This is a genomic window from Brachybacterium zhongshanense, assembly GCF_055385755.1.
In genome coordinates this window covers 1,582,011-1,603,361 of the sequence record NZ_AP043790.1, presented here as the reverse complement: position 1 = coordinate 1,603,361, position 21,351 = coordinate 1,582,011, and the positions used below count along the sequence as shown (strand labels likewise).

The 21,351-nt window shown below is 69.7% G+C and carries 17 protein-coding genes; 9 read left to right on the top strand and 8 right to left on the bottom strand.

Annotation, left to right across the window (positions count from 1 at the left end):
* Window positions 1–35 precede the first annotated feature (35 nt).
* On the bottom strand, window positions 36–2,270 hold the full coding sequence (locus ACZ5AJ_RS07265) for a PASTA domain-containing protein (RefSeq protein WP_464138389.1): 2,235 nt from the start codon (window positions 2,268–2,270) through the stop codon (window positions 36–38).
* Between the two features lie 134 nt (window positions 2,271–2,404).
* Here ACZ5AJ_RS07265 and ACZ5AJ_RS07260 point away from each other — a divergent pair, with 134 nt between their 5' ends.
* Complete coding sequence (locus ACZ5AJ_RS07260; RefSeq protein ID WP_464138388.1) at window positions 2,405–2,758, top strand: Rv2175c family DNA-binding protein; 354 nt, start codon at window positions 2,405–2,407, stop codon at window positions 2,756–2,758.
* Window positions 2,759–2,837: 79 nt separating this feature from the next.
* Here ACZ5AJ_RS07260 and ACZ5AJ_RS07255 read toward each other — a convergent pair whose 3' ends face one another.
* Window positions 2,838–3,989 (bottom strand): polyprenyl synthetase family protein, encoded by a 1,152-nt coding sequence (locus tag ACZ5AJ_RS07255; RefSeq protein ID WP_464138386.1) that lies wholly within the window; start codon window positions 3,987–3,989, stop codon window positions 2,838–2,840.
* A 134-nt stretch (window positions 3,990–4,123) separates the two neighbouring features.
* Between ACZ5AJ_RS07255 and ACZ5AJ_RS07250 the strand changes: the two genes are divergently transcribed.
* From ACZ5AJ_RS07250 to ACZ5AJ_RS07230, 5 genes are all read left to right on the top strand, one after another.
* A complete protein-coding gene (locus tag ACZ5AJ_RS07250; protein WP_464138384.1) occupies window positions 4,124–5,380 on the top strand; it encodes a hypothetical protein in 1,257 nt (418 codons plus the stop codon).
* Window positions 5,381–5,382: 2 nt separating this feature from the next.
* A complete protein-coding gene (gene metX / locus ACZ5AJ_RS07245) occupies window positions 5,383–6,576 on the top strand; it encodes a homoserine O-acetyltransferase MetX (RefSeq protein WP_464138711.1) in 1,194 nt (397 codons plus the stop codon).
* Window positions 6,577–6,641: 65 nt separating this feature from the next.
* Window positions 6,642–7,082: a universal stress protein gene (locus ACZ5AJ_RS07240; protein WP_464138383.1), complete on the top strand. Its 441-nt coding sequence runs from the start codon at window positions 6,642–6,644 to the stop codon at window positions 7,080–7,082.
* A gap of 298 nt (window positions 7,083–7,380) precedes the next feature.
* Entirely contained in the window at window positions 7,381–8,661 is a 1,281-nt protein-coding gene (locus tag ACZ5AJ_RS07235; protein ID WP_464138382.1) for an RNA polymerase sigma factor, read from the top strand.
* A 109-nt stretch (window positions 8,662–8,770) separates the two neighbouring features.
* Entirely contained in the window at window positions 8,771–9,280 is a 510-nt protein-coding gene (locus tag ACZ5AJ_RS07230) for a GNAT family N-acetyltransferase (RefSeq protein WP_464138710.1), read from the top strand.
* A gap of 87 nt (window positions 9,281–9,367) precedes the next feature.
* Here the strand turns inward: ACZ5AJ_RS07230 and ACZ5AJ_RS07225 are convergent, their stop codons facing one another.
* Window positions 9,368–9,586, bottom strand: a complete 219-nt coding sequence (locus ACZ5AJ_RS07225) for a DUF7455 domain-containing protein (RefSeq protein ID WP_464138380.1) — start codon at window positions 9,584–9,586, stop codon at window positions 9,368–9,370.
* A 129-nt stretch (window positions 9,587–9,715) separates the two neighbouring features.
* Here ACZ5AJ_RS07225 and ACZ5AJ_RS07220 point away from each other — a divergent pair, with 129 nt between their 5' ends.
* Both ACZ5AJ_RS07220 and hisF read left to right on the top strand, forming a co-directional pair.
* Entirely contained in the window at window positions 9,716–11,851 is a 2,136-nt protein-coding gene (locus tag ACZ5AJ_RS07220) for a DNA gyrase/topoisomerase IV subunit B (RefSeq protein ID WP_464138379.1), read from the top strand.
* Window positions 11,848–12,633 carry an imidazole glycerol phosphate synthase subunit HisF gene (hisF, locus tag ACZ5AJ_RS07215; protein WP_464138377.1) on the top strand — a complete coding sequence of 262 codons (786 nt, stop codon included), beginning with the start codon at window positions 11,848–11,850 and terminating at the stop codon, window positions 12,631–12,633. The genes ACZ5AJ_RS07220 and hisF overlap by 4 nt, the downstream gene beginning before the upstream one ends.
* A 56-nt stretch (window positions 12,634–12,689) precedes the next feature.
* Here hisF and ACZ5AJ_RS07210 read toward each other — a convergent pair whose 3' ends face one another.
* The 5 genes from ACZ5AJ_RS07210 to ACZ5AJ_RS07190 all read right to left on the bottom strand — a co-directional run bounded on the left by ACZ5AJ_RS07210 (window position 12,690) and on the right by ACZ5AJ_RS07190 (window position 18,518).
* Window positions 12,690–13,100, bottom strand: coding sequence for a hypothetical protein (locus tag ACZ5AJ_RS07210; RefSeq protein WP_464138375.1), 411 nt, complete (start codon window positions 13,098–13,100; stop codon window positions 12,690–12,692).
* Between the two features lie 331 nt (window positions 13,101–13,431).
* Window positions 13,432–13,587 carry a hypothetical protein gene (locus ACZ5AJ_RS07205; protein WP_464138373.1) on the bottom strand — a complete coding sequence of 52 codons (156 nt, stop codon included), beginning with the start codon at window positions 13,585–13,587 and terminating at the stop codon, window positions 13,432–13,434.
* A 328-nt stretch (window positions 13,588–13,915) separates the two neighbouring features.
* A complete protein-coding gene (locus tag ACZ5AJ_RS07200; protein ID WP_464138371.1) occupies window positions 13,916–14,788 on the bottom strand; it encodes a D-hexose-6-phosphate mutarotase in 873 nt (290 codons plus the stop codon).
* Window positions 14,785–16,059: a hypothetical protein gene (locus ACZ5AJ_RS07195; protein WP_464138369.1), complete on the bottom strand. Its 1,275-nt coding sequence runs from the start codon at window positions 16,057–16,059 to the stop codon at window positions 14,785–14,787. The genes ACZ5AJ_RS07200 and ACZ5AJ_RS07195 overlap by 4 nt, the downstream gene beginning before the upstream one ends.
* A gap of 2 nt (window positions 16,060–16,061) precedes the next feature.
* Window positions 16,062–18,518 (bottom strand): DNA gyrase/topoisomerase IV subunit A, encoded by a 2,457-nt coding sequence (locus tag ACZ5AJ_RS07190; RefSeq protein WP_464138368.1) that lies wholly within the window; start codon window positions 18,516–18,518, stop codon window positions 16,062–16,064.
* Between the two features lie 113 nt (window positions 18,519–18,631).
* Here ACZ5AJ_RS07190 and ACZ5AJ_RS07185 point away from each other — a divergent pair, with 113 nt between their 5' ends.
* Window positions 18,632–21,337, top strand: a complete 2,706-nt coding sequence (locus ACZ5AJ_RS07185) for a GNAT family N-acetyltransferase (protein ID WP_464138366.1) — start codon at window positions 18,632–18,634, stop codon at window positions 21,335–21,337.
* Window positions 21,338–21,351: the final 14 nt, after the last annotated feature.

Here is a 21,351-nt window from a genome sequence, read left to right as displayed (position 1 = left end):
GCTGCTGCGCTCCCAGACGTCCCTCGAGCTAGAGCTCAGAAGACGGTGATGGTGATCGTCGATCCCTTCGCCAGCTCGCTTCCGGCTTCAGCCGACTGCTGGTAGACGAGGTCGAAGACCGGATCGTCGTTCTCGTACTCGACGTTAACGGTGAAGCCCGCCGACTCGAGGGCCGAGCGCGCGTCGGCCTCGGACTTCCGGAACACGTCGGGAACGGTGACCATCTCGGGGCCGAGCGAGGTCACGAGGGTGACGGTGTCTCCGAGATGCCCTGTGCCGGAGGCGGGGGACTGGGAGATCACTGCTCCCTCGGGGACCGACGAGGAGTGCTGGCTGCTGGCTGAGACCACGAAGCCCTCGGCCTCCAGCGCCGCGCGGGCGTCCGAGCCGCTCTGGCCGGTCACGTCAGGGATCGAGATCGGTCGACGTCCCAGGGAGACGACGACGTGGACCTCGCCTCCTTCGGGAAGCTCCTCCGCCTCCTGCTCCTGCGAGATGACTGTTCCCTCGGGGACGGTCTCCGAATAGACCGGGTCGTCCTCGACGAGCACCAGGCCGAGGCCCTCCACCTGTTCGCGGGCATCCTCAAGGCCTTCTTCAACCACATCGGGCACGGCGAAGAGCTCCACCCCCTTGGAGACGACGAGCTGCACGCTCCCGCCCTTCTTCACGGTCGTCCCTGCAGAGGGGTCGGCAGAGATCACGTGACCGGCCGGCACGGTGTCGTCGAACTGCTCGACCGTGCGCACGGACAGTCCGGAGGAGGCGAGCATGGACTCCGCATCGCTGAGCTGCGTCCCGGCGAGCACGGGGATCGTGCGGTCGGCGCCCGGCCCGACGTTCGCGTACCAGTCGTAGCCGTACCAGCCTCCGGTGGCCAGCGAACCGAGCACCAGGAGGGAGGCGATCAGGGCGAGCGCGCGGGAGCGGTGGCGGGATCCCAGCCTGAGATGGCGCCCGCGGCGGGCTCTCGGGGGCCGCAGCACGACCGTGTTCGGACCTGCGGAGTCATCGGAGTCGTCGGCGTGATCGCCGTTCCCGTCATCCCCTGCGTCGGCAGCCGATCGCGTCGCGCTGTCGCTGAGCGCATCGGCGGACGCCGGATCCTCCGTCGGGTCTCCGCCGCGTTGCGCGGGAGCGTCCTCGCCGTCGGGAGCCTCCGGACCCTGGGCGGTGGAGCCCTCAGAGGAGTCCTCGGAGGATCCTTCCGTCCCCGGAGCAGCGGCGGAAGAGCTCGTATCGGAGCCCGGCTCCGCGTCGGTGCTGGACGTCGGAGGCAATGCGCCTCCCCAGGAGGGCGGGAAGACCCGCGCATCGCCGTGGAGCTCAGCGACGACTTCGTCGAGCGAGGCGGTCAGGCGAGGCGTCTCCCCGGTGTCGGCCAGGGTGATCGCCACCGCGCGACGCTCGAGTGCAGCGGGGGCCAGTCGGGACTGCAGGTCGCGCACGCTGCGCAGCAGCTCTCCGGCGCTCGCCGGCCTCTGCTCGACCCGGCGATCGCTGGCCCACGTGACCAGTGCATCCAGCTCCCGGGGGACGCCGGCGGCACGCACGGAGGGAGCAGGGATGTCCTCATGGACATGCTGGAAGGCGATGTGCACGGGCTGATCGCCTGTGAACGGCTGCGAACCGGTGAGCATCTCGAACAGGACGACGCCGAGGGAGTACAGGTCGCTGCGCTCATCGCATTGCCCCCGGGTGACGACCTCGGGACTGATGTAGGCGACGGTGCCGAGGAGGGTCGTGCTCGCTGAGGAGTTCGAGGTGCCGATCGCGCGGGCGAGGCCGAAGTCGGCGACCTTCACCGTTCCGTCCCCGTCGATGAGGATGTTCTCGGGCTTGATGTCGCGGTGGACGATCCCGGCCGCATGCGCTGCGACGAGGGCCTCGAGGACCTGCGCTGTCACATCCAGTGCGTCGCCGACGGTGAGTCGCTCCTGCTCGGTGATGCGCGCGCGCAGCGTCTCGCCGTCGACCAGCTCCATGGCCAGGTAGATGCGGTCCTCGTCGGCCCCCTGGTCGAAGACTCCCACGACATTGCGGTGGGCCAGCCTCGCGGCGCTCCGGGCCTCGCGGGCGAAGCGTCGCCGGAAGTCCTCGTCCTGAGCCAGATGCGGATGCATGATCTTCAGGGCCACGACGCGATCCAGCCGCTGATCATGACCCCGGTACACCGTCGCCATCCCCCCGCGCGCGATCGGCTCCTCGACCCGGTAGCGGCCGTCGAGGAGCTGGCTGATGTCGCGAGAAGTCGACGTCGCCGAGCTCACGGTGCCACCTTAGGATCCCGCGTGCGCGGTGACGGGCACCGACACGTCCTGCTGGCTGACGCTGTGGCGAGTCCGACGCCCTGTTCGAGGCCCCCAGGGTCGCTGAGACGGCCGGGACGTGGCACGCTTGCCGTGTGAACGAGCTCGACGACCTCATCTCCGACTGGCTGACCCTGCCCGACGTGGCACTGGCCCTCGACATCGACGTCTCCAAGGTGCGGCGCCTGATCGACGAGGGCTCTCTCGTCGCAGTGCGTCGCGGCGATCCCGTGGTCCGATCGGTTCCTGCCGAGCTGTTGGTCGACGGCGCGATCGCGCCTCATCTGGGCGGGACGGTGACAGTGCTGAGGGACGGCGGGTACGACGATGCTGAACTGCTGACCTGGCTCTTCACCGAGGATGAGACGCTCCCCGGCCGCCCTATCGATCACCTCCGCCGAGGGCAGCGAGGCGAGGTCCGTCGTCGCGCGCAGGCTCTCGCCTTCTGACCTCCTGCGCTGGACGCACGGCTGGGCGCGCGAGCGCCGGACTCGTGGACGAGCGTGCGGCCGATGCCTCATCTCCGCCTCAGACCGGAAGTCCGGTGACGTCCGTGGCCTGCGCCGCGAGGGCTGCGAGCCCCGCCACCCCAGGGCCGGACAGGCCTCGGGCGTCGGTCAGGATCCTCTCAGCTCGCGCCGCGTGATCTCGCACGTCCTGCGCCACGGAGGCGACGGCACCGGTCGAGATCATCAGCTCGTGCACGGCGCGAACCTGCTCGGTCGGGGCGGCCGGGTCCCCGACTGTGCGTTCGATCAGCTCTCTGGCCTGCGTGTCTGCGGCAGTGATGGTCCGTGCCAGCAGAACCGTGCGCTTCCCCTCGACGATGTCGCCGCCGATCGGCTTGCCGGTGGAGCCGGTGTCCCCGACGACGCTGAGCAGGTCGTCGCGCAGCTGGAACGCCGTACCGACCTCCATCGCCCATGACCCGAGGTCCTCGAGAGCGGAATCCTGGGCGCCGGAGAGCGCCGCACCGATCCGTACGGGGCGCAGCACCGTATACGGGACGGTCTTCCATCGGATCACGGCGAGCGCAGCGGACTCCGCATCCCCCGTCGAGCGGAAGCCGCCCGACTGGTGCAGGATGTCGAGGTACTGACCGGACATGACCTCCGTGCGCAGAAGGTCGAACTCGGCGAGTCCGCGCAGGGCGTCCTGCTGACGCACGGACGCCCTGCTCTCGCGGACGAGGCCGGTGGCGATCTGCTCGGCCCAGGTCAGCGAGAGATCCCCCAGGACGATGGCGGTGGCGATGCCGAAGTCGGCCGCCGAGCCGTCGAGCTCGGCCGCCTGATGCTCCGATGCCGCGGCGACATGGAGCGCCGGTCGGCCGCGGCGCATCGGAGAGTGATCGATCACGTCGTCATGCATGAGGGCCGCAGCCTGCACCAGCTCTATCGCGGCGCCCGCTCGGGCGAGAGCGTCCACCTGCTCAGAGTCGGGCGCCGCGCCGAGCGCTGCGACCCCGGCCCAGAAGCAGAACCGCGGACGCAGGAGCTTGCCGCCGACGAGATACTGCTCGAGCGAGTCGACCAGCACGGTCGTCTCGGGAGCGATCTCCTGCAGTCGCTCCCGCTGGTCGGCGAGGAGCTCGGACTGCATGTCCTCGAGACGCTCGACGAGGCGTCGATCGAGCTCCTGAGCGAGTGGATGGGTGCCGGGCGCTCCGGTCGATGTCATCAGGACTTGCACCTCCATGGGGACCACCCGATCCTCCCACGTCCGGGGAGCGGAGCACTCCTCCCCATCCCTTCTCCGTCCACAGATGAGACCGTGCTCTCCCGTCGGACTCCCTGCTGGACCAGGCTCGGCACATGATGACTCACACCGCTTCTGCTGGCGCCGTATCTCGAGCGTTCCCGTTGCACGATCCTGCCGGGCTGCTCGCTGAGGCGCGCCGCGCGCTCCGCCGGCCGGTGCGCGACTCCTTCGTGCTGATCGCGCACGACGGTCCGGGCTCCCGCCCCCTGTTCGCCCGCTCCTCACTGGGAGCCCTGCTGTCCGGACAGCTCACCGACATCCTCGAGAACCAGTTCGCGCTCATGCGCGAGAACGGCGCCAGCCGGGCGACCGCCCTGGTCGTCATCGGAGATGGAGACGATGGGGCACCAGGCGAGATGCTCGACGATGCCGCCGAGCATCTCGCTCCCAGGATCATCGCGGCCGCCGATCTCATGCTTCCCGAGCCCTTCGCGATCGACGCGGTCTGGATAGTGGAAGCGGGCAGGGCGCGCCAGGTGCTCCCCGCCGGGCACGACGACGGGGACTGGGTGCTCGCGATCTCTCCTCCCATTCCTCTGGGACAGCCCGACGGGACCCATGCGGGACCGCCATCCGACGCTGACGACGGCGACGCCCCGCAGTGGGATCTCATCGCGATGCGCATCGCATCGGCCCTGCAGGCGCTGGGCGCTGCCCGCACGGCGGAAGCGGCCCCTGTCCGCGGCCAGGATCGTCCGGCGCTGCGCCGCGGTCCCGAGCCGATGGGCCGCCTCTTCGCCGAGGCGCGGAGGGCGCTCGGCCGCCTGCGAGATGCAGAGGGCATGGGGACCGAGCTGAGCCCGCGGTCCGTGACGGACTGTGAACGTGTGGCGAGCTTCCTGTCGACGCTCGACTCCAGCGCATCCCACTGGGCCCTGTGGGAGCACTGCGCGGAGCACGGCCGACGGGAGGAGGCACGGGGCGAGGATGTGCTCGCGCGGATCATCGAGGACGAGGACTGCATCCCGCATGAGGATGTCGTCGCAGGTGGGAGCTGGTTCGTCGGCCTCCAGGAGCTCAGGGCGCTGACGGAGCAGATGATCCTCCTGGTGGGTGCCGACGATGTGCCCGATGCCGTGGAGGCCTGGCGCGGGCTTACCGTCGTGCTCTGCCTGCTGGACTGGTGGAACCATCATCTGGCGGCTGCCGGTGATCTCATCGACGAGCTCCGTGAGCACGATCCAGCGTCCCGTCTGGCACTCTTGCTGTCGCGCCTGATCGACGTCCCCCTGCAGCCGGCCTGGCGGCCGTCTCATCCCCGGACGCCGCAGAAGGAGCAGGCAGCATGGAAGGAGCAGCAGGGTCCGTGACGATGACCAGTGACCGGCGATCCGTCGCCGACGCCCGAGCCGAGGAGACGGCTCCTGCACCCTCTGCACAGCCTGAGGGTGTCGGCTCGAACGGTGCCTGGCGTCCTTCTGACGGGCCCGGCGATCGCAGCTTCGCCCAGGTCGGACCGCTCACGCTGGAGAGCGGCGAGATCCTGGAGGACGTCACTCTCGCGTACGAGACCTGGGGATCGCTCGACGCCGACGGAAGCAACGCCGTCCTCGTCCTCCATGCGCTCACCGGAGACTCCCACGTCCTCGGCGAAGCAGGGCCCGCCCACCCCAGCCCTGGGTGGTGGGAGGACCTCATCGGCCCTGGGCGGGCCATCGACACCGATCGCTGGTTCGTGATCGCGGCGAACGTGCTGGGAGGCTGCCAGGGGAGCACCGGTCCCAGCTCCCCGGCTCCGGACGGGCGGCCGTGGGGATCCCGCTTCCCGGCCGTGACGATCCGCGATCAGGTCGCGGCCGAGCACGCCCTGTGCTCGCAGCTCGGGCTGGACCAGCTCGCCCTCGTGATCGGAGGATCCATGGGGGGCATGCGCGCCGTCGAATGGGCCGTGTCCCATCCGGAGGCAGTCCGAAGGCTCGCAGTCCTGGCGAGCTCCGCGCGAGCCAGCGCGGACCAGATCGCCTGGAACTCCGCGCAGATCGCGGCCATCCGCGCGGATGCGGGGTTCCACGGCGGCGACTACTACGACCTCCCGGACGGCGAGGGGCCGCATCGCGGTCTGGGCGTGGCGCGGCGGATCGCGCACACGACCTATCGCACGGCCGCGGAGCTCGAGGACCGGTTCGGCAACCGTCCGCAGGGGGACGAGGATCCCTTCACCGGAAAGGGCCGGCACCAGGTCACCAGCTATCTGGATCATCACGCGACCAAGCTCGCGCGACGCTTCGACGCCAACTCGTACATCGTCCTCGCGCAGGCTATGAACACCCATGATGTCGGGCGCGGGCGCGGTGGCACCGCCGCTGCGCTCGCCGAGGTGAGGGCCAGCAGCCTCGTGGTGGCGATCGACAGCGACCGCCTGTTCCCTCCGGTGCTGGTCAGTGAGATGGCCGAGCACATCCCCGATGCGCGATGGGAGGTCGCCTCCTCGCCCATCGGGCACGACGCGTTCCTGGTCGCGCACAGGGACCTCCAGGAGTGGATAGCACAGCTCCTGGACGGATAAGCTGGTCGAACCTGTCATCGGGGTCGCGATCCCGGTGCCGCCAACGTCCCAGGGGGAGCTTCCGGATGACCATCGTGGTGGGCTACTCGCCGTCAGGGCAGGGCAGGGCCGCTCTGCGTGCCGCCGTCCGCGACGCCAAGCGCACGCATCAGAACGTCGTCGTCGCCTCGCACCAGTTCTACGATGCTGAGGCCTCGGAACCGGCGACGGCGGACGAGGCGACCGTGCGGGAAGCGCTCGCGGGCCTCGATGAGGACGGCCTGGAGGATCTCGACATCGCAGTCCGTCTGGGCGAGGGCCAGGACATCGGTGAGTTCGTGCTCGCGCTCGCCGAAGAGCTCTCGGCCAGCCTGATCGTGATCGGCCTGCGCTGGAAGTCGCCGATCGGGAAGCTCAATCTCGGCACCTCCGCCCGTCGGGTCGTTCTGGGGGCGCCCTGTCCTGTCCTGGCAGTCAAGGACCCGGAGTCCGCACAGGCGGCTCCGTCGGCCCGCAGCTGGTCCTGATCGCCCACGGCCGGTCCTGACGAGCTCCCGTCCTCTGCCCGCCGCCGTCCGTCGTCTGCTGTCCACCGTGCTGAAGCTCGGGAACCGGAGCAGCAGGGAAGGGATCAGCGGGATGGGAATAGATGGCGCGAGAGGGCGTTATACTCGACAGGCTTGACGGCACCGTGCCCTCGTGCGCCAAGAAACCGGTGGACAACCGGTCGATCGCACATCAAGGGATCCGTCAGCCGCGCCGAGACGACCGACCGCCAGAGAGTGCCGGTGCACCCACGGGTGCACCGCCGGAAGAAGGAACTCTGTGACTCCCGCCAAGACTGCCTCGAAGAGCACTGGGACCGCCCGCGCTGCCTCCACGGCGAACACCGCCGAGGATGCGGCCGTCGACGAGACCGCCGCGACCCAGGAGGCCGCCGCGACTGAGGAGAAGCCTGCGCGCAGGACCGCTGCCAAGAAGAAGAGCACCACGTCGCGCTCGAAGTCGTCACGCACCTCGAAGGCCAAGGCATCGGCCGAGGTCGACGAGCCGGAGACCGATGCGGAAGAGGACGGCGAGGAGGAGACCGCCGCCTCGCGGACCACGACGGACGACAAGGTCGAGGCGTCGGGCGGTTTCGTGTTCAGCGCCGGCGAGGACGACTCCCCGGCTCAGCAGGTCGTCACCGCCGGCGCCACGGCCGATCCGGTGAAGGACTACCTCAAGCAGATCGGCAAGGTCGCGCTGCTCAACGCCGCACAGGAGGTCGAGCTGGCCGAGCGCATCGAGGCCGGCCTGTTCGCCGAGCAGCTCCTCAAGCGCGACGAGTCCATGGCGAAGACCAAGAAGGGGCGCGAGCTCGCGATCATCGCGGAGGACGGCCGCGCCGCCAAGGATCACCTGCTCGAGGCGAACCTCCGCCTGGTGGTCTCCCTGGCGAAGCGCTACACGGGTCGCGGCATGCTGTTCCTGGACCTCATCCAGGAGGGCAACCTGGGCCTCATCCGTGCGGTGGAGAAGTTCGACTACTCCAAGGGCTACAAGTTCTCGACCTATGCCACCTGGTGGATCCGGCAGGCGATCACACGCGCCATGGCCGACCAGGCCCGCACTATCCGCATCCCGGTGCACATGGTCGAGGTCATCAACAAGCTCGCACGCGTCCAGCGTCAGATGCTGCAGGATCTCGGGCGAGAGCCCACTCCGGAGGAGCTCGCCAAGGAGCTCGACATGACTCCGGAGAAGGTCGTCGAGGTCCAGAAGTACGGTCGTGAGCCCATCTCCCTGCACACGCCGCTGGGAGAGGACGGCGACAGCGAGTTCGGCGACCTGATCGAGGACTCCGAGGCCGTGGTCCCGGCGGATGCGGTCAGCTTCACCCTGCTCCAGGAGCAGCTGCATTCCGTCCTCGACACCCTCTCCGAGCGGGAGGCCGGTGTGGTCTCCATGCGCTTCGGCCTCGAGGACGGTCAGCCGAAGACTCTCGACGAGATCGGCAAGGTCTATGGCGTGACCCGCGAGCGGATCCGTCAGATCGAGTCCAAGACGATGAGCAAGCTGCGTCACCCCTCTCGTTCGCAGGTCCTCCGCGATTACCTCGACTGAGGTGGGAGCGCTCGATCTGGATGACGGCGCCGGTTCCGCCTGGTCGGGGGACGGCGCCGTCGGCGTACCCGGAGGGAGCGCACCTCCTCGCCCGACCGCAGTCGGGGAGATGCGTGTGGTCCGCATCGGCTCCGAGGACTGGGCGGCCCACAGGGAGCTGCGGCTGCGGATGCTGGACGAGGATCCCGAGGCCTTCTGGTCACCGGCCGACGTGCGCACCTGGAGCGAGGCGCAGTGGCGCGCGGATGCGACGGGGCCCCGTCTCCATCTGCAGGCGAGGGCGGGGTCGCGGACGCTCGGAGGGATCGGCGTGCTTCCCGAGGGCTACGATGCCGACGACCTGGTGGCAGAGGACGAAGCGCATCTGGTCTCCCTCTGGGTCGAGCCGGCATCGCGCGGCCGGGGGCTGTCCCGCCTGCTCCTGCTCGCCGCCGCGGAGCTGAGCCTCGAGCTCGGCAGGCCGCTGCTCAGCCTCGCGGTCGACTCCCGCAACGATGTCGCACAGCGCCTGTATGAACGGGCGGGATTCGCGAGGACAGGTGTGGAGCACGTTCGCGGGGATGCTCCGAGCCGTTGGGTCCATTTCGCGGCGGACGCGACCAGCCTGCTGGAGGGATGAGGGGCGGAGAGGACGCCTTCCTATGCCTGAGGGCCCTGCACTCTGCAGTGCAGGGCCCTCAGGCATAGGAAGGCGATCAGAAGATGCTCAGTCCTCGACCGGCTCCGGCTTGGCGTTCAGGCGCTCGGTCTCATCGATGACTTCGGCAGCGACGTCCTGCAGGGCGTCGGCATGCGCACGGGCATGATGAGCGCAGAACAGCAGCTCGCCGCCGACCTGGAGCAGCACCTTGACGTACGCCTGGGCGCCGCAGCGGTCGCAGCGGTCCTTCGCGGTCAGCCGGGGGGCTTCGAGAGTGAGGTTCATGGGTCTTTTCTAGCATCCGACGGTCGCCTTCACGAGGACTGTGCGCCGTGGTTCGCTCGCGGCGCAAAGAACGTGTGAGCGGGGCCCCAATGACGGGCTGCGAAGGTCGCTGCCCGTAGAATCGGCAGGGTGTCCAGCTCCAGAGATTCCTCGAAGCCCGCCCGTTCGAAGTCGGCCTACGACGCCCGCAACCTCCAGGTCCTCGAGGGGCTCGAGGCCGTGCGCAAGCGTCCGGGCATGTACATCGGGTCGACCGACTCGCGCGGCCTCATGCACTGCCTGTGGGAGATCCTCGACAACGCGGTCGATGAGGCCCTCGGCGGCTATGGGGAATCCATCTCGGTGGTGCTGCATCCCGACGGTTCCGTCGAGGTCCGGGACACCGGCCGCGGAGTCCCGGTCGACACGGAGCCGCGCACGGGACTGACCGGCGTCGAGGTGGTCTACACCAAGCTCCATGCGGGAGGGAAGTTCGGCGGCGGCTCCTACGCGGCCTCCGGCGGGCTCCATGGCGTGGGCGCCTCGGTGGTCAACGCGCTCTCAGCCCGTCTGGACGTCGAGGTGGACCGGGCGGGCAGGACCTATGCGATGAGCTTCCGGAGAGGGCAGGCCGGAGTGTTCGAGGATGACGGAGACGGGCCTTCCCCCGACGCGCCGTTCATCGCCGCTGACGGCCCTGCGGAGCTCCGCGTCGTCGGGAAGGCGAAGCGCGGGGTCACCGGCACTCGGGTCCGCTACTGGGCGGATCCGCAGATCTTCATCAAGGGCTCGCACTTTGCACTGGACGATCTGCATCGCCGAGCTCGGCAGACGGCGTTCCTGGTGCCGGGCCTGGAGATCTCCGTCACCGATCACCGGCCGGAACGGCTCCCTGATCAGCCGGCTACACGCAGCTATCGGTACGAGGGCGGCATCGGGGAGTTCGTGGAGTTCCTCGCCCAGGATCAGAAGATCACCGATGTGATCCGTCTGCAGGGCTCGGGGGAGTACACCGAGACTGTTCCGGTGCTCGACGAGCAAGGGCACATGGTCTCCACCGAGGTCGGCCGCAGCTGCGAGGTCGACATCGCGCTGCGGTGGGGATCGGACTACGACACCACCCTGCGCTCGTTCGTGAACATCGTGGCCACGCCCAAGGGCGGCACCCATGTCGCAGGGTTCGAGCAGGCGCTGGTCAAGACGTTGCGCAAGCAGGTCGAGAACCAGGCCCGACGGGTTAAGTTCAATCCCAAGAACGAGAAGATCGAGAAGGACGACACTCTCGCGGGCCTGACGGCAGTGGTCAGCGTGCGCATCGACGAGCCGCAGTTCGAGGGGCAGACCAAGGAGGTGCTCGGCACCCCAGCGATCCGTCAGATCGTGGCAAAGGTGGTCGAGCAGCGTCTGACCGAGTTCCTCATCTCCACGAAGAAGGGGGAGAAGGAGCAGGCGGCACTGGTCATCGACAAGGTGGTCTCGGAGATGCGGGCGCGCATCGCCGCCCGCATGCACAAAGAGGTCTCGCGGCGCAAGAACGCGCTGGAGTCCTCGACCATGCCGACGAAGCTTGCGGACTGCCGCTCCACCGATGTGGAGCGCTCCGAGCTGTTCATCGTCGAGGGAGACAGCGCGCTGGGCACGGCGAAGAACGCGAGGTCCTCGGATTTCCAGGCGCTGCTGCCGATCCGCGGCAAGATCCTGAACGTACAGAAGGCGTCCATCACCGACATGCTCAAGAACACCGAGTGCGCCGCGATCATCCAGGTGCTGGGCGCCGGATCCGGGCGCACGTTCGATCTGGATGCGGCGCGCTACGGCAAAGTCATCATGATGACGGACGCCGACGTCGACGGTGCGCACATCCGGACGCTGCTGCTGACGCTCTTCCATCGCTACATGCGGCCACTGGTCGAGGCAGGGCGGGTGTATGCGGCGGTCCCGCCTCTGCATCGCGTGGAGATCATCCACGGGGGGAAGCGGAAGAACGAGCTGGTGTACACCTATTCCGAGGCGGAGCTGCAGAAGCTGCTGCGGAACCTCGAGCGGCGAGGCAAGCGGTACAAGGAGCCGATCCAGCGGTACAAGGGCCTGGGTGAGATGGATGCCGATCAGCTGGCGGACACCACGATGGACCCGCGGCATCGGACGCTGCGACGTGTCCGCATCGAGGATGCCGAGGCGGCGAGCGCGATGTTCGAACTTCTGATGGGATCGGAGGTCGCCCCGCGAAAGCAGTTCATCATCGAGGGAGCCGAGGAGCTCGACCGAGAGAGGATCGACGCATGAGCGTTGCAGTCCGTGTCATCCCGTGCCTGGATGTCGACGCCGGTCGCGTCGTCAAGGGCGTCAACTTCCAGAACCTCCGCGATGCGGGCGACCCTGTGGAGCTGGCGGCCCGATACGGCGAGGAGGGCGCAGATGAGCTGACCTTCCTCGACGTCACCGCCTCCTCCGGCGGACGCGACACCATGGTCGATGTCGTCCGACGGACCGCCGAGCAGATCTTCATCCCGCTGACCGTCGGCGGCGGTGTGCGCTCGGTCGACGATGTCGACCAGCTGCTGCGGGCCGGTGCCGACAAGTGCGGCGTGAACACGGCGGCGATCGCTCGTCCTGAGGTGATCAGCGAGATCTCCCGGAGGTTCGGGAACCAGGTGCTGGTGCTGTCGATCGATGCTCGTCGTGTCACCGATGACACCCCGGAGGGGACTGCCCGTTCCGGCTCGGGGTTCGAGGTGACCACCCATGGCGGCCGTCGCGGCACAGGAATCGACGCGATCGCGTGGATCCGTGAGGTCACCGACCGCGGAGCCGGTGAGATCCTGCTGAACTCCATGGATGCTGATGGCACGGAGAAGGGTTTCGATCTCGAGCTGATCGGCCTCGCGCGGGAGGCGACCAGCCTGCCGCTGATCGCCTCCGGCGGGGCTGGAGCACCTGCGGACTTCGCGCCAGCAGTGCGTTCGGGCGCGGATGCCGTGCTCGCCGCCAGCGTCTTCCACTTCCAGCAGATGACCATCGCACAGGCCAAGCGGGCCATGGCCGAGGAGGGCATCCCGGTGCGCTGATGCTCGGCTGGCGTGACCGGTCGTCCTCGGACCGGAGGGTCACTCGGATCGAGCGATCAGCGCAGCATCCCGACGCCGGAGAACAGCAGATCACGCTCGTGGCGGGCACGTTCGAGATCTCGAGCACGAGCCATGGAGCGGCTCCGCAGAACGGCATGGACGAGCCTGCTCGAGCGCCGGTGGGCCAGGAAGCGCGCAGCTCGGAGGACGGCGCGCCCAGGTTCCGGCGCACTGCCGTCGTCCAGCAGCGCATCGACGGTGCGACGCAGCTCCAGGAGGTCCGCACGGAGGCGCTCGTCGACCTGGCCCGACGGGACGACGGGTGCAGCGGACGCCGACGTCTCGCGGGCTTCGACGGTCTCTGCGACGGATGCGAACCGGACGGCATCGAACGGACGGGCCGCTCCGGGCACTGGGTCCGGCGGCTGGGCGGGTCGCGGAGGGGAGAGAGCGGTCGGGTGTGACATGGGAGGGCTCCTGATCGGCGGGGTGAAGGGATTCGACGGATGGGATGTGTCCTTGGAGGGGCGATGAAGGCGGGGTGCCGTTCATCCGCGCGCGCGGCGGCGCATCGTTCGATCGCCATCAAGCATCGTTCGCGCTGAGGACAGCTGCTGTCCTGAGAGTCGAGCACTCGGCTCGGGAGCATTCGCCTCGATGCGCCCCGGGACTGAGGCGCTGATCAGCAGCAGTGCATTCAGCAGCAGGGATGTTCTGCCCGGACGCTGCCGCGCTCTGCCGCGTGGTCGAGCAGCTGTCCCGCAGCCTCAGGAGGTCTGAGGCTCGAGAGATGCTGCGTCAGCGGGCTCGGAGGAGCTGGCCGTCGGCGTCGCGTCGGTCTCCATCGGACGCGACGTGCACGGCGGCGTCGTGCATCCGGCGGAGGACCGGGACGGCGCCGACGGGCAGCGACCTCGTGCCGCGCGTCGGGATCGGTGTCGTCATGGTCTCCATGGGAGTATCCGATCAGGGGCGCAGTGCTGGGGCAAGTGAATTTCCGGCACCGGACGCGCGGGGTCTGCCGGAAGGACGGCGCTTTGCGCCGGATATGGGCAGCGATGCATGGCCGGCGCAGGACTGCTGCGGGGATGCGGCGCGGCTGCGGAGCGGAGCGGAGCTCTGCGCCATGGGCGTCGCACGGCCGGTGCAGAGGGACGCTCGGGTCCGGTGCGCCGCCGGAGGGGCATGGTCAGAGCATGGAGCGGCGGAGAGCTTCGGAGCCGATCGATCGCGGACGCCGGCCGGCTCCAGGAGCCGTGCCGGCCGGCGTCCGGGTGCAGGATCAGCTCTCGATCCGGTAGGTGACTCCGAGGGAGTGCGACGCGCCGGCATCGAGGGCGACGAAGCGGTCCTTGTTCACGGCGGGCTCGATGCAGACGAACTCCGGCCAGGCGTCATCGGGGATGTCGGCCATGCCTGCAGCGAGGTCGGACCACGGGTTCCACACGACGGTCTTGGCAGCTCCGCGAGGAGCGGAGACTATGGTGCGCCCTCGGTCGACGATGCGGACCTCGCCCGCGGTGTCGAAGATGCGGTCCGTGGATCCCGTCAGTCGCAGCGGGCCCTCCGCCTGGACGTCCTCGGCGAGCCCTCGGGTGTTGTCGAGGTAGGTAGCGCCGCCGACCCCTTCGATGGAGATCGCGCGGACGTCGGAGACGGCGAAGTAGGTGTGCAGGGCGGCTTCGAGCTCGAGGGGTGCGTCTCCGGCGGTGAGCTCGAGATCGAGCGAGAGCTCCGACCCGATGCGCACCTGCAGGCGGGCCGACATGTCCTCGTGACCAGACGGGGTGACCAGCTCGAGGAGGGCGTCCTCGCCGACGACGGTCGCGGCCACCAGCTGCCAACGCACGTTCCTCAGCCACCCGTGCTTGATCTCGTGGTCACCCGCGCGGCCAGGACCGAACCAGGGACCCACCAGCGGTATGCCGCCGCGGATCGCGGCCCCGGTGCCGAAGGAGGAGTCGGGGCTCATCCACAGCACCTCGGTGCTGCTTGCAGGAGCCCAGCTCGTCACATGGGCGCCGTCGAGGTGCACGACCGCAGAGGCGGAAGGGAGGTCGACGACGACGGCATCGGCACCGTGCTCGACGCCGAGCGTGATGCCGGAGGGAAGGGACGGGGGAGTCGGGGAGGTCAGGGGCTCGGATGAAGTCATGGGTCCATCCTTCCACCGTCTGCCATCGCTGCCGGGCCGCCGCCGTCGGTTGCCTCGGCCTGCTGGGCGTCGTCGGCGTGCGGGGTGCCGCCGTTCGCCTCGGCCTGCGGGGCGCCCTCGTCCTCCGAGACGCCCTGGGCCGCTGCCGCGACCATGCGGATGAACAGCAGCAGCCACACGTACACGATCACCGCTGCGCCCATCTCGAAGGCGGTCATGTTGAGGTAGCCCGGTCCGATGTAGAGCACCACGACGGCGATCAGCAGGCCCAGCGCACCGGCCGTCACCGACAGCAGCGCCCCCGGGAGCCTGCGCAGCAGTGCGGGGACGACGAGCAGAGTGATCCCGAAGACGACCACGAGCGTCTGGGCGACGACGTCGTGCCAGAACACGCTCACGGTGCGGGAGATGATCGCGACGAGCGCCACGAGCACACCGAGCGCAGTCAGGAGGGAACGCACCGTGGACGTCTTCCATCGGGGCTCCGCGGCAGCCTCCGCCCAGCGCTCGAGGTCATGGGCGAGCAGCTCTGCGACGACGACCAGGGCGACGCCCGTGAGGATGAGCGTCATGTTGAAGATGAGGCTCGCCCTGTCCTGGCCTTCACCGAGCTCCGAGAAGTAGCGCTCCCACCAGTACGGGTCCGGGGCGTTCATGGCGCTGACGAGGACACCGACCGTCATGAACACCGCCAGCAGCGTCGCCAGCGAGCGGCCGTCCAGCGACGCGGCCGTCGCCGAGATGACATAGCAGGCGGCTCCGGACGCCGCGGCGACCCAGAAGGCACCGGCGAAGCGGTCCAGGGCGACGCCGATGAAGGCCGCCTGGAACACCCCGAACAGTCCACTGGTGAGGAACAGGCCCAGGACACCGAGCAGGAGCGAGAGGCCGATCGCATCGATCGCCCGACGCAGTCGCCGTCGCCCTCCGCCGAGAGGCAGCGTGCCCGGCGCCAGGACGGTGAGGACGAGAGCGGCGGTGAGGGTGCCGCAGCCGAGCACGGACAGCGCCGCCACCTGGCCGATCGATCCGGACCCGCCCAGCGGAGCGGTCCCGCGCAGAGAGATCAGCCCGACCAGCGCCCCGCCGAGGGCGCCTGCGCCGCCGAGGCGCACATGGAGGGACTCGGTGCGGGCGGCTCGCGAGCTCTCGGCGGCCGGGGACGGGCCCGCGGCCGGTGCGGTGGAGCTCGAGGCCGCGGCGGAGCCGGAGGACGAGACGGGGCGGGCGGACGGGTCGCGCCGGGAGGCAGAGTCGACGTCGGGGGACATGATCACCCCACTGCGGCGATGGGCACGGCGGCGGGGGTCCCCGATCCATCGCGGCGACCGACGGGCTCCGGCAGATCGATGGGCTGTCCGGCCTCGGAGCAGGCGCGCGCGGCGTGAGGGACGACCCAGGCGCCGATCAGCACATCCTCACCGCGCAGGAAGCGATGGCAGCGCACTCCTCCTGTCGCACGCCCCTTCGCCGGGAACTCGGCGAAGGCGGAGACCTTCAGCGATCCGGTCTGCAGCATGGGCAGGGTGGAGGAGCTGCCGGCGACGGTGACCACGTCCGCCGCGGCCGTCACGTCGATCACGCCGAAGGAGACGACGTTCGCTCCAGGGGAGAGCTTGATGCCGGCCACGCCGCCGGCGGCGCGGCCCTGCGGGCGGACCCCCGAGGACGGGAAGTGCAGCAGCTGAGCATCCGAGGTGATGAGCACGAGGTCCAGGTCCGTGTCATCCTCCAGATCGACGACGCCGACCACCTCGTCGCCGTCCTTGAGGGAGATGATCTCGAAGCCGTCGGCCCTCGGGAAGTCCAGCTGCACGCGCTTGACCACGCCCTGTCGGGTGCCGAGCGCGATCGCACCGCCGCGCTCGACGTCGGCCGTCTCGGTGCGGATCAGGCCGAGCAGGCGCTCGTCCCTGTCGAGGTCCACGAGATCGGACAGCCGGGTGCCGCCGGCGAGAGAAGGAGCCTGGGCGGTCGGTGCGAGCGAGGGCAGGTCCACCACCGGCACCCGCAGGACGCGCCCGCGGCTGGTGACCGCTCCGATCGTCGAGCGGGAGGAGGTCAGCAGATCCGAGATGATGACATCGTGCGCGGAGCGCGGTCCCTCGCGCAGGAGCTCGTCGCTCCCGGCGAGCCGCGCGACGAGGCCCGTACCGGTCAGCAGCACCCGGCAGGGCTCGTCGGCGAATTCGAGAGACGCGCCGGAAGCAGGCGCCGGCTGGTCCGAGGCCTCCAGCAGCACCGTCCGGCGAGGTGTGCCGTGCTCGGCGGCGACCTGTGCGAGCTCCTCGGAGACGAGCGCGCGCAGCACGCTCTCGGAGCCCAGGATCTCCTCGAGCTGCTCGATCTCGCGGCGCAGCTCGTCCCTCTCCGCCTCCAGATCGATCTGGGAGAACTTCGTCAGGCGCCGCAGCCGCAGCTCGAGGATGTACTCGGCCTGGCGCTCGGAGAGATCGAACACGCCCATCAGCCGGGACCGTGCGGACTCCGCGTCGTCGCTGGTGCGGATGATCTGGATGACCTCGTCGATGTCGACGATGGCGAGGAGCATGCCCTCGACCAGGTGCAGGCGGTCCCTGCGTCGCCCCAGACGGTGCTCGGTGCGTCGACGGACGACGTCGAGACGGTGGGCGACGAACACCTCGAGGAGCTGCTTGAGCCCCAGCGTGCGAGGCTGGCCGTCGACCAGGGCGACGTTGTTGATGCCGAAGGACTCCTCCAGCGGGGTGTGCTTGTACAGCTGCTGGAGCACGGCCTCGGGATCGAACCCCGACTTGACGGTCAGCACGAGGCGCAGGCCATGGTGGCGATCGGTGAGGTCCTGATAGTCGGTGATCCCCTGGACCTTCTTGGACTGCACCGCGTCCCGCAGCTTCTCGGCGACCTTCTCGGGGCCGACCTGATACGGCAGCTCGGTCACCACGATGCCCTTGCGGCGGCTGGTGACGCTCTCGATCTTGGTGGTCGCCCGCATCTTGAACGAGCCGCGACCGGTGCGGTAGGCGTCGCGGATGCCGTCCAGGCCGATGATGCGGCCGCCGCTGGGCAGGTCGGGGCCTGGCACGAAGCGCATGAGCTCCTCGAGCTCGGCGTCAGGATGGTCGATCAGATGGCGCGCCGCCGCGATGGTCTCGACCAGGTTGTGCGGCGCCATGTTGGTCGCCATGCCCACGGCGATGCCCGAGGCGCCGTTGACCAGCAGATTCGGGTACTGGGCCGGGAGCACTCCGGGCTGGGTCAGCTGGTTGTCGTAGTTCGGGACCATCTCCACGACGTCCTCGTCGAGCGAGGAGGTGAGGAGCAGCGCAGCAGGTGCGGGCCGCGCCTCGGTGTATCGGGCGGCGGCGGGACCGTTGTCCAGCGATCCGAAGTTGCCGTGCCCGTCCACGAGGGGCAGCCGCATGGAGAAGTCCTGCGCCATGCGCACGAGCGCGTCGTAGATCGCAGTATCTCCATGGGGATGGAGCTTGCCCATCACCTCGCCGACCACGCGCTGGCTCTTGACATGCCCGCGGTCCGGCCGAAGGCCCATGTCGTCCATCATGTAGAGGATGCGGCGCTGGACCGGCTTGAGCCCGTCCCGCGCATCGGGCAGTGCGCGCGAGTAGATCACCGAGTACGCGTACTCGAGGAACGAGGTCTCCATCTCGCTGGTGACGTCGATGTCGACGATCGTCTCGTCGACGGCTTCTTCCTCGGGGGACGACGCGGTGCTTCGTGATCTGGCCATGGAGGACATCATGGCGCATGACGGTGCCCGATCTGCGGATCCTGCGGGCCCACCAGGGCGTGAGACCGGTCAAGCCAGCAGACGCGGAAGCCCTCGAGGATAGGATTCCGAGCATGGCGGAGAGGCACGCAGGACGACGGCCCGGACGACGGAGCGCATCAGCACCGCCGCCCGCCTACCCGGCCCATTGGGAGGCGGACATCGCTCTGCGCGACGGCTCCGCCGCGCATCTGAGGCCGATCCGGCGCGAGGACGCCGCGGCTCTCGCCAAGTTCCACGAGCGCCAGTCGGAGGCCTCCCGCTATCTGCGGTTCTTCGCCCCGATGCCGCGCCTGTCGCCGAGGGACCTCGAACGGTTCACGGTCGTGGACCATCGCGACCGCGTCGCCTTCATCGTCCTGGTCGGCGAGGAGATCGTGGCGGTCGCCCGCTACGACCGCACGGGGCCGGATGAGGCGGAGGTCGCGTTCAACGTCTCGGACGCCCGCCAGGGGACTGGCCTGGGGTCGGTGCTGCTCGAGCATCTGGCCGCAGCCGCCCGGGAGCGCGGCATCTCCGTGTTCACCGCCGAGGTGCTCCCGCAGAACAGCCGCATGATCAACGTGTTCACCGACGCCGGCTTCGACGTGCGGCGCACGCTCGACGACGGGGTCGTCCTGGTCTCGTTCCGCATCGATCCCACGGCCCGATCGCTCGCGGTGATGGCCGAGCGCGAGCACCGTGCGGAGTCCCGTGCCGTCGAGCGTCTCCTAAACCCGTCCTCCGTGCTGGTGGTGGGGGCGTCGACGCGCGCCGACTCGCCCGGGGGTCGCTTCCTCGCATCCCTGGACGCCTCCGGGTACGAGGGGGCCGTGCACGTGATCGCGCGCGACGCCTTCGAGCTCGGCGGACATCGTGCTCACGCTCGGATCTCCGACGTCCCCGGGCCCGTCGACCTCGCGGTGATCGCCCTGCGGCGCACGGCATGCCTCGCCGCGATCGACGAGTGCGCACGCATCGGCGTGCGAAGCATCGTCATCCCGACCGAGGGCCCTTGGGACGACGACGAGGGACGACGGCTGCAGCGTGAGATCGTCGCCCGCGTGAGGCTGCACGGGATGCGTCTGCTGGGCCCGGGATCCTTCGGGTTCCTGCGCACCGACGAGGACCCGATCAGCGTCTCCCTCTCGCCGGCCATGCCCCGCCGCGGCTCGATCGCGCTCGCCGGTCAGTCGAGCGCCCTGTCGGCGATGCTGCTGGCGGGCGCCGATCAGCGCGGGCTGGGGATCCACGAGTTCGTCGCCGTCGGCAACCGGGCCGACGTCTCGCTCAACGACACCCTCCAGCACTGGGAGGACGACGAGCGCGTCGACGTCATCGCGCTCGCCCTGGAGTCCATGGGCAACCCCCGCAAGTTCACCCGCCTGGCCAGGAGGCTGACCCGTCGCACACCGCTGATCGTCCTGCGCCCTCCGGGGCTCCATGTCAGCGGCACTCCCGGGCACGACGTCCGACCCTCGACCCTGCCCCGCCGTGCCCTGGACCAGGTGCTCGCCTCGGCCGGTGTGGTGCGCACCGGGAGCGTCGACCACCTCATGGACGTGGTCGATGCGATCGGGCGGCAGGGCGTGCCGCAGGGGCCGCGGGTCGGCCTCCTGTCGAACACGGCGGCGCTCGGCGCAGCTCTGCGCGGAGCGGCCGACGAGGTCGGCATGCAGGTCGTCGTCGACCACCGGAGCGTCCCGCTCGGCGCCGACCCGCGCCTGATCCAGCGCGCCTTCACCTCGATCGCCGGGCCGGGCCATGCGGACCTCGTGATCGCGGGGATCCTGGATCCGCTCACCGCCGATCCGGTGGAGTCGCTGAGGGAGATGGCGCTCGTCGCCCGGCACAGCGAGGTCGCGCTGCTCGTGGTGCTCATCACCAGCCATGAGCGCATGCAGGAGGTCCAGCGCGCGGTCCGGGAGGATCCGTCGCTTCCTCCCGTCCACCCGACGGCCTTCGACGCCGTGCGCGCAGGAGCCGGCATGCTCGCTGCGGCTCTGAGGCCCGCCGTCGACGACGAGGAGCCTGCCCGACGGGAGGACGTCGACCTCGCGGCCGCCCGTGCGATCGTCGACCTCCACCTGCCTGAGGAGCCCGGCCGCCATCGGGCTCTCGACGCCGACTCCACCCGTGCTCTGCTGAGCTCCTACGGGATCGCGATGCCGGCGAGCGGCCCGGCCCGGACCGCCGACGAGGCCGTCGCCTCTGCCGCGCGCATCGGCTACCCGGTGGCTCTCAAGAGCACGGATCCGGTACTGCGCCATCGCTCCGACCTCGGGGGCGTCCGTCTGGATCTGGCCGACGAGAGCCAGCTCCGTGCCGCCCATGCGCGGATGCGTCGTGAGCTGTCCTTCTCGGGTGCCGACCTCGAGGTCCAGGAGATGGCGCCGGCGGGCGTCCCGATGGTGGTGCGCAGCGTCGAGGATCCCTCGCTGGGGCCGGTCGTCTCGCTGTCCGTCGCCGGGGACGCCACCGATCTGCTCGAGGACATCGCCTATGCCATCCCGCCCTTCAGCGAGCAGGCGGCCGCGCAGCTCGTGGACGCTCCGGCGACGGCGGTGAAGCTGAGGGGTCTGCGCGGGCTGCCTCCCGCGGACCGCTCTGCGCTCGCGGATGTCGTGGTCAGGGTGGGCCTGCTGGCGGAGGACCATCCGGAGCTGGCCGCCCTCGAGCTCTACCCGGTGCTGGTGGCCCGCGACGGAGTCACCGTGGTCGGTGCGAGCGCCTCGCTCGCGCAGGCTCCGAACCGCACGGACGGCACGCGACGGGTGCTGTCCGGACCCGCCGGGCCGTGACGGTCCCCGGCCCG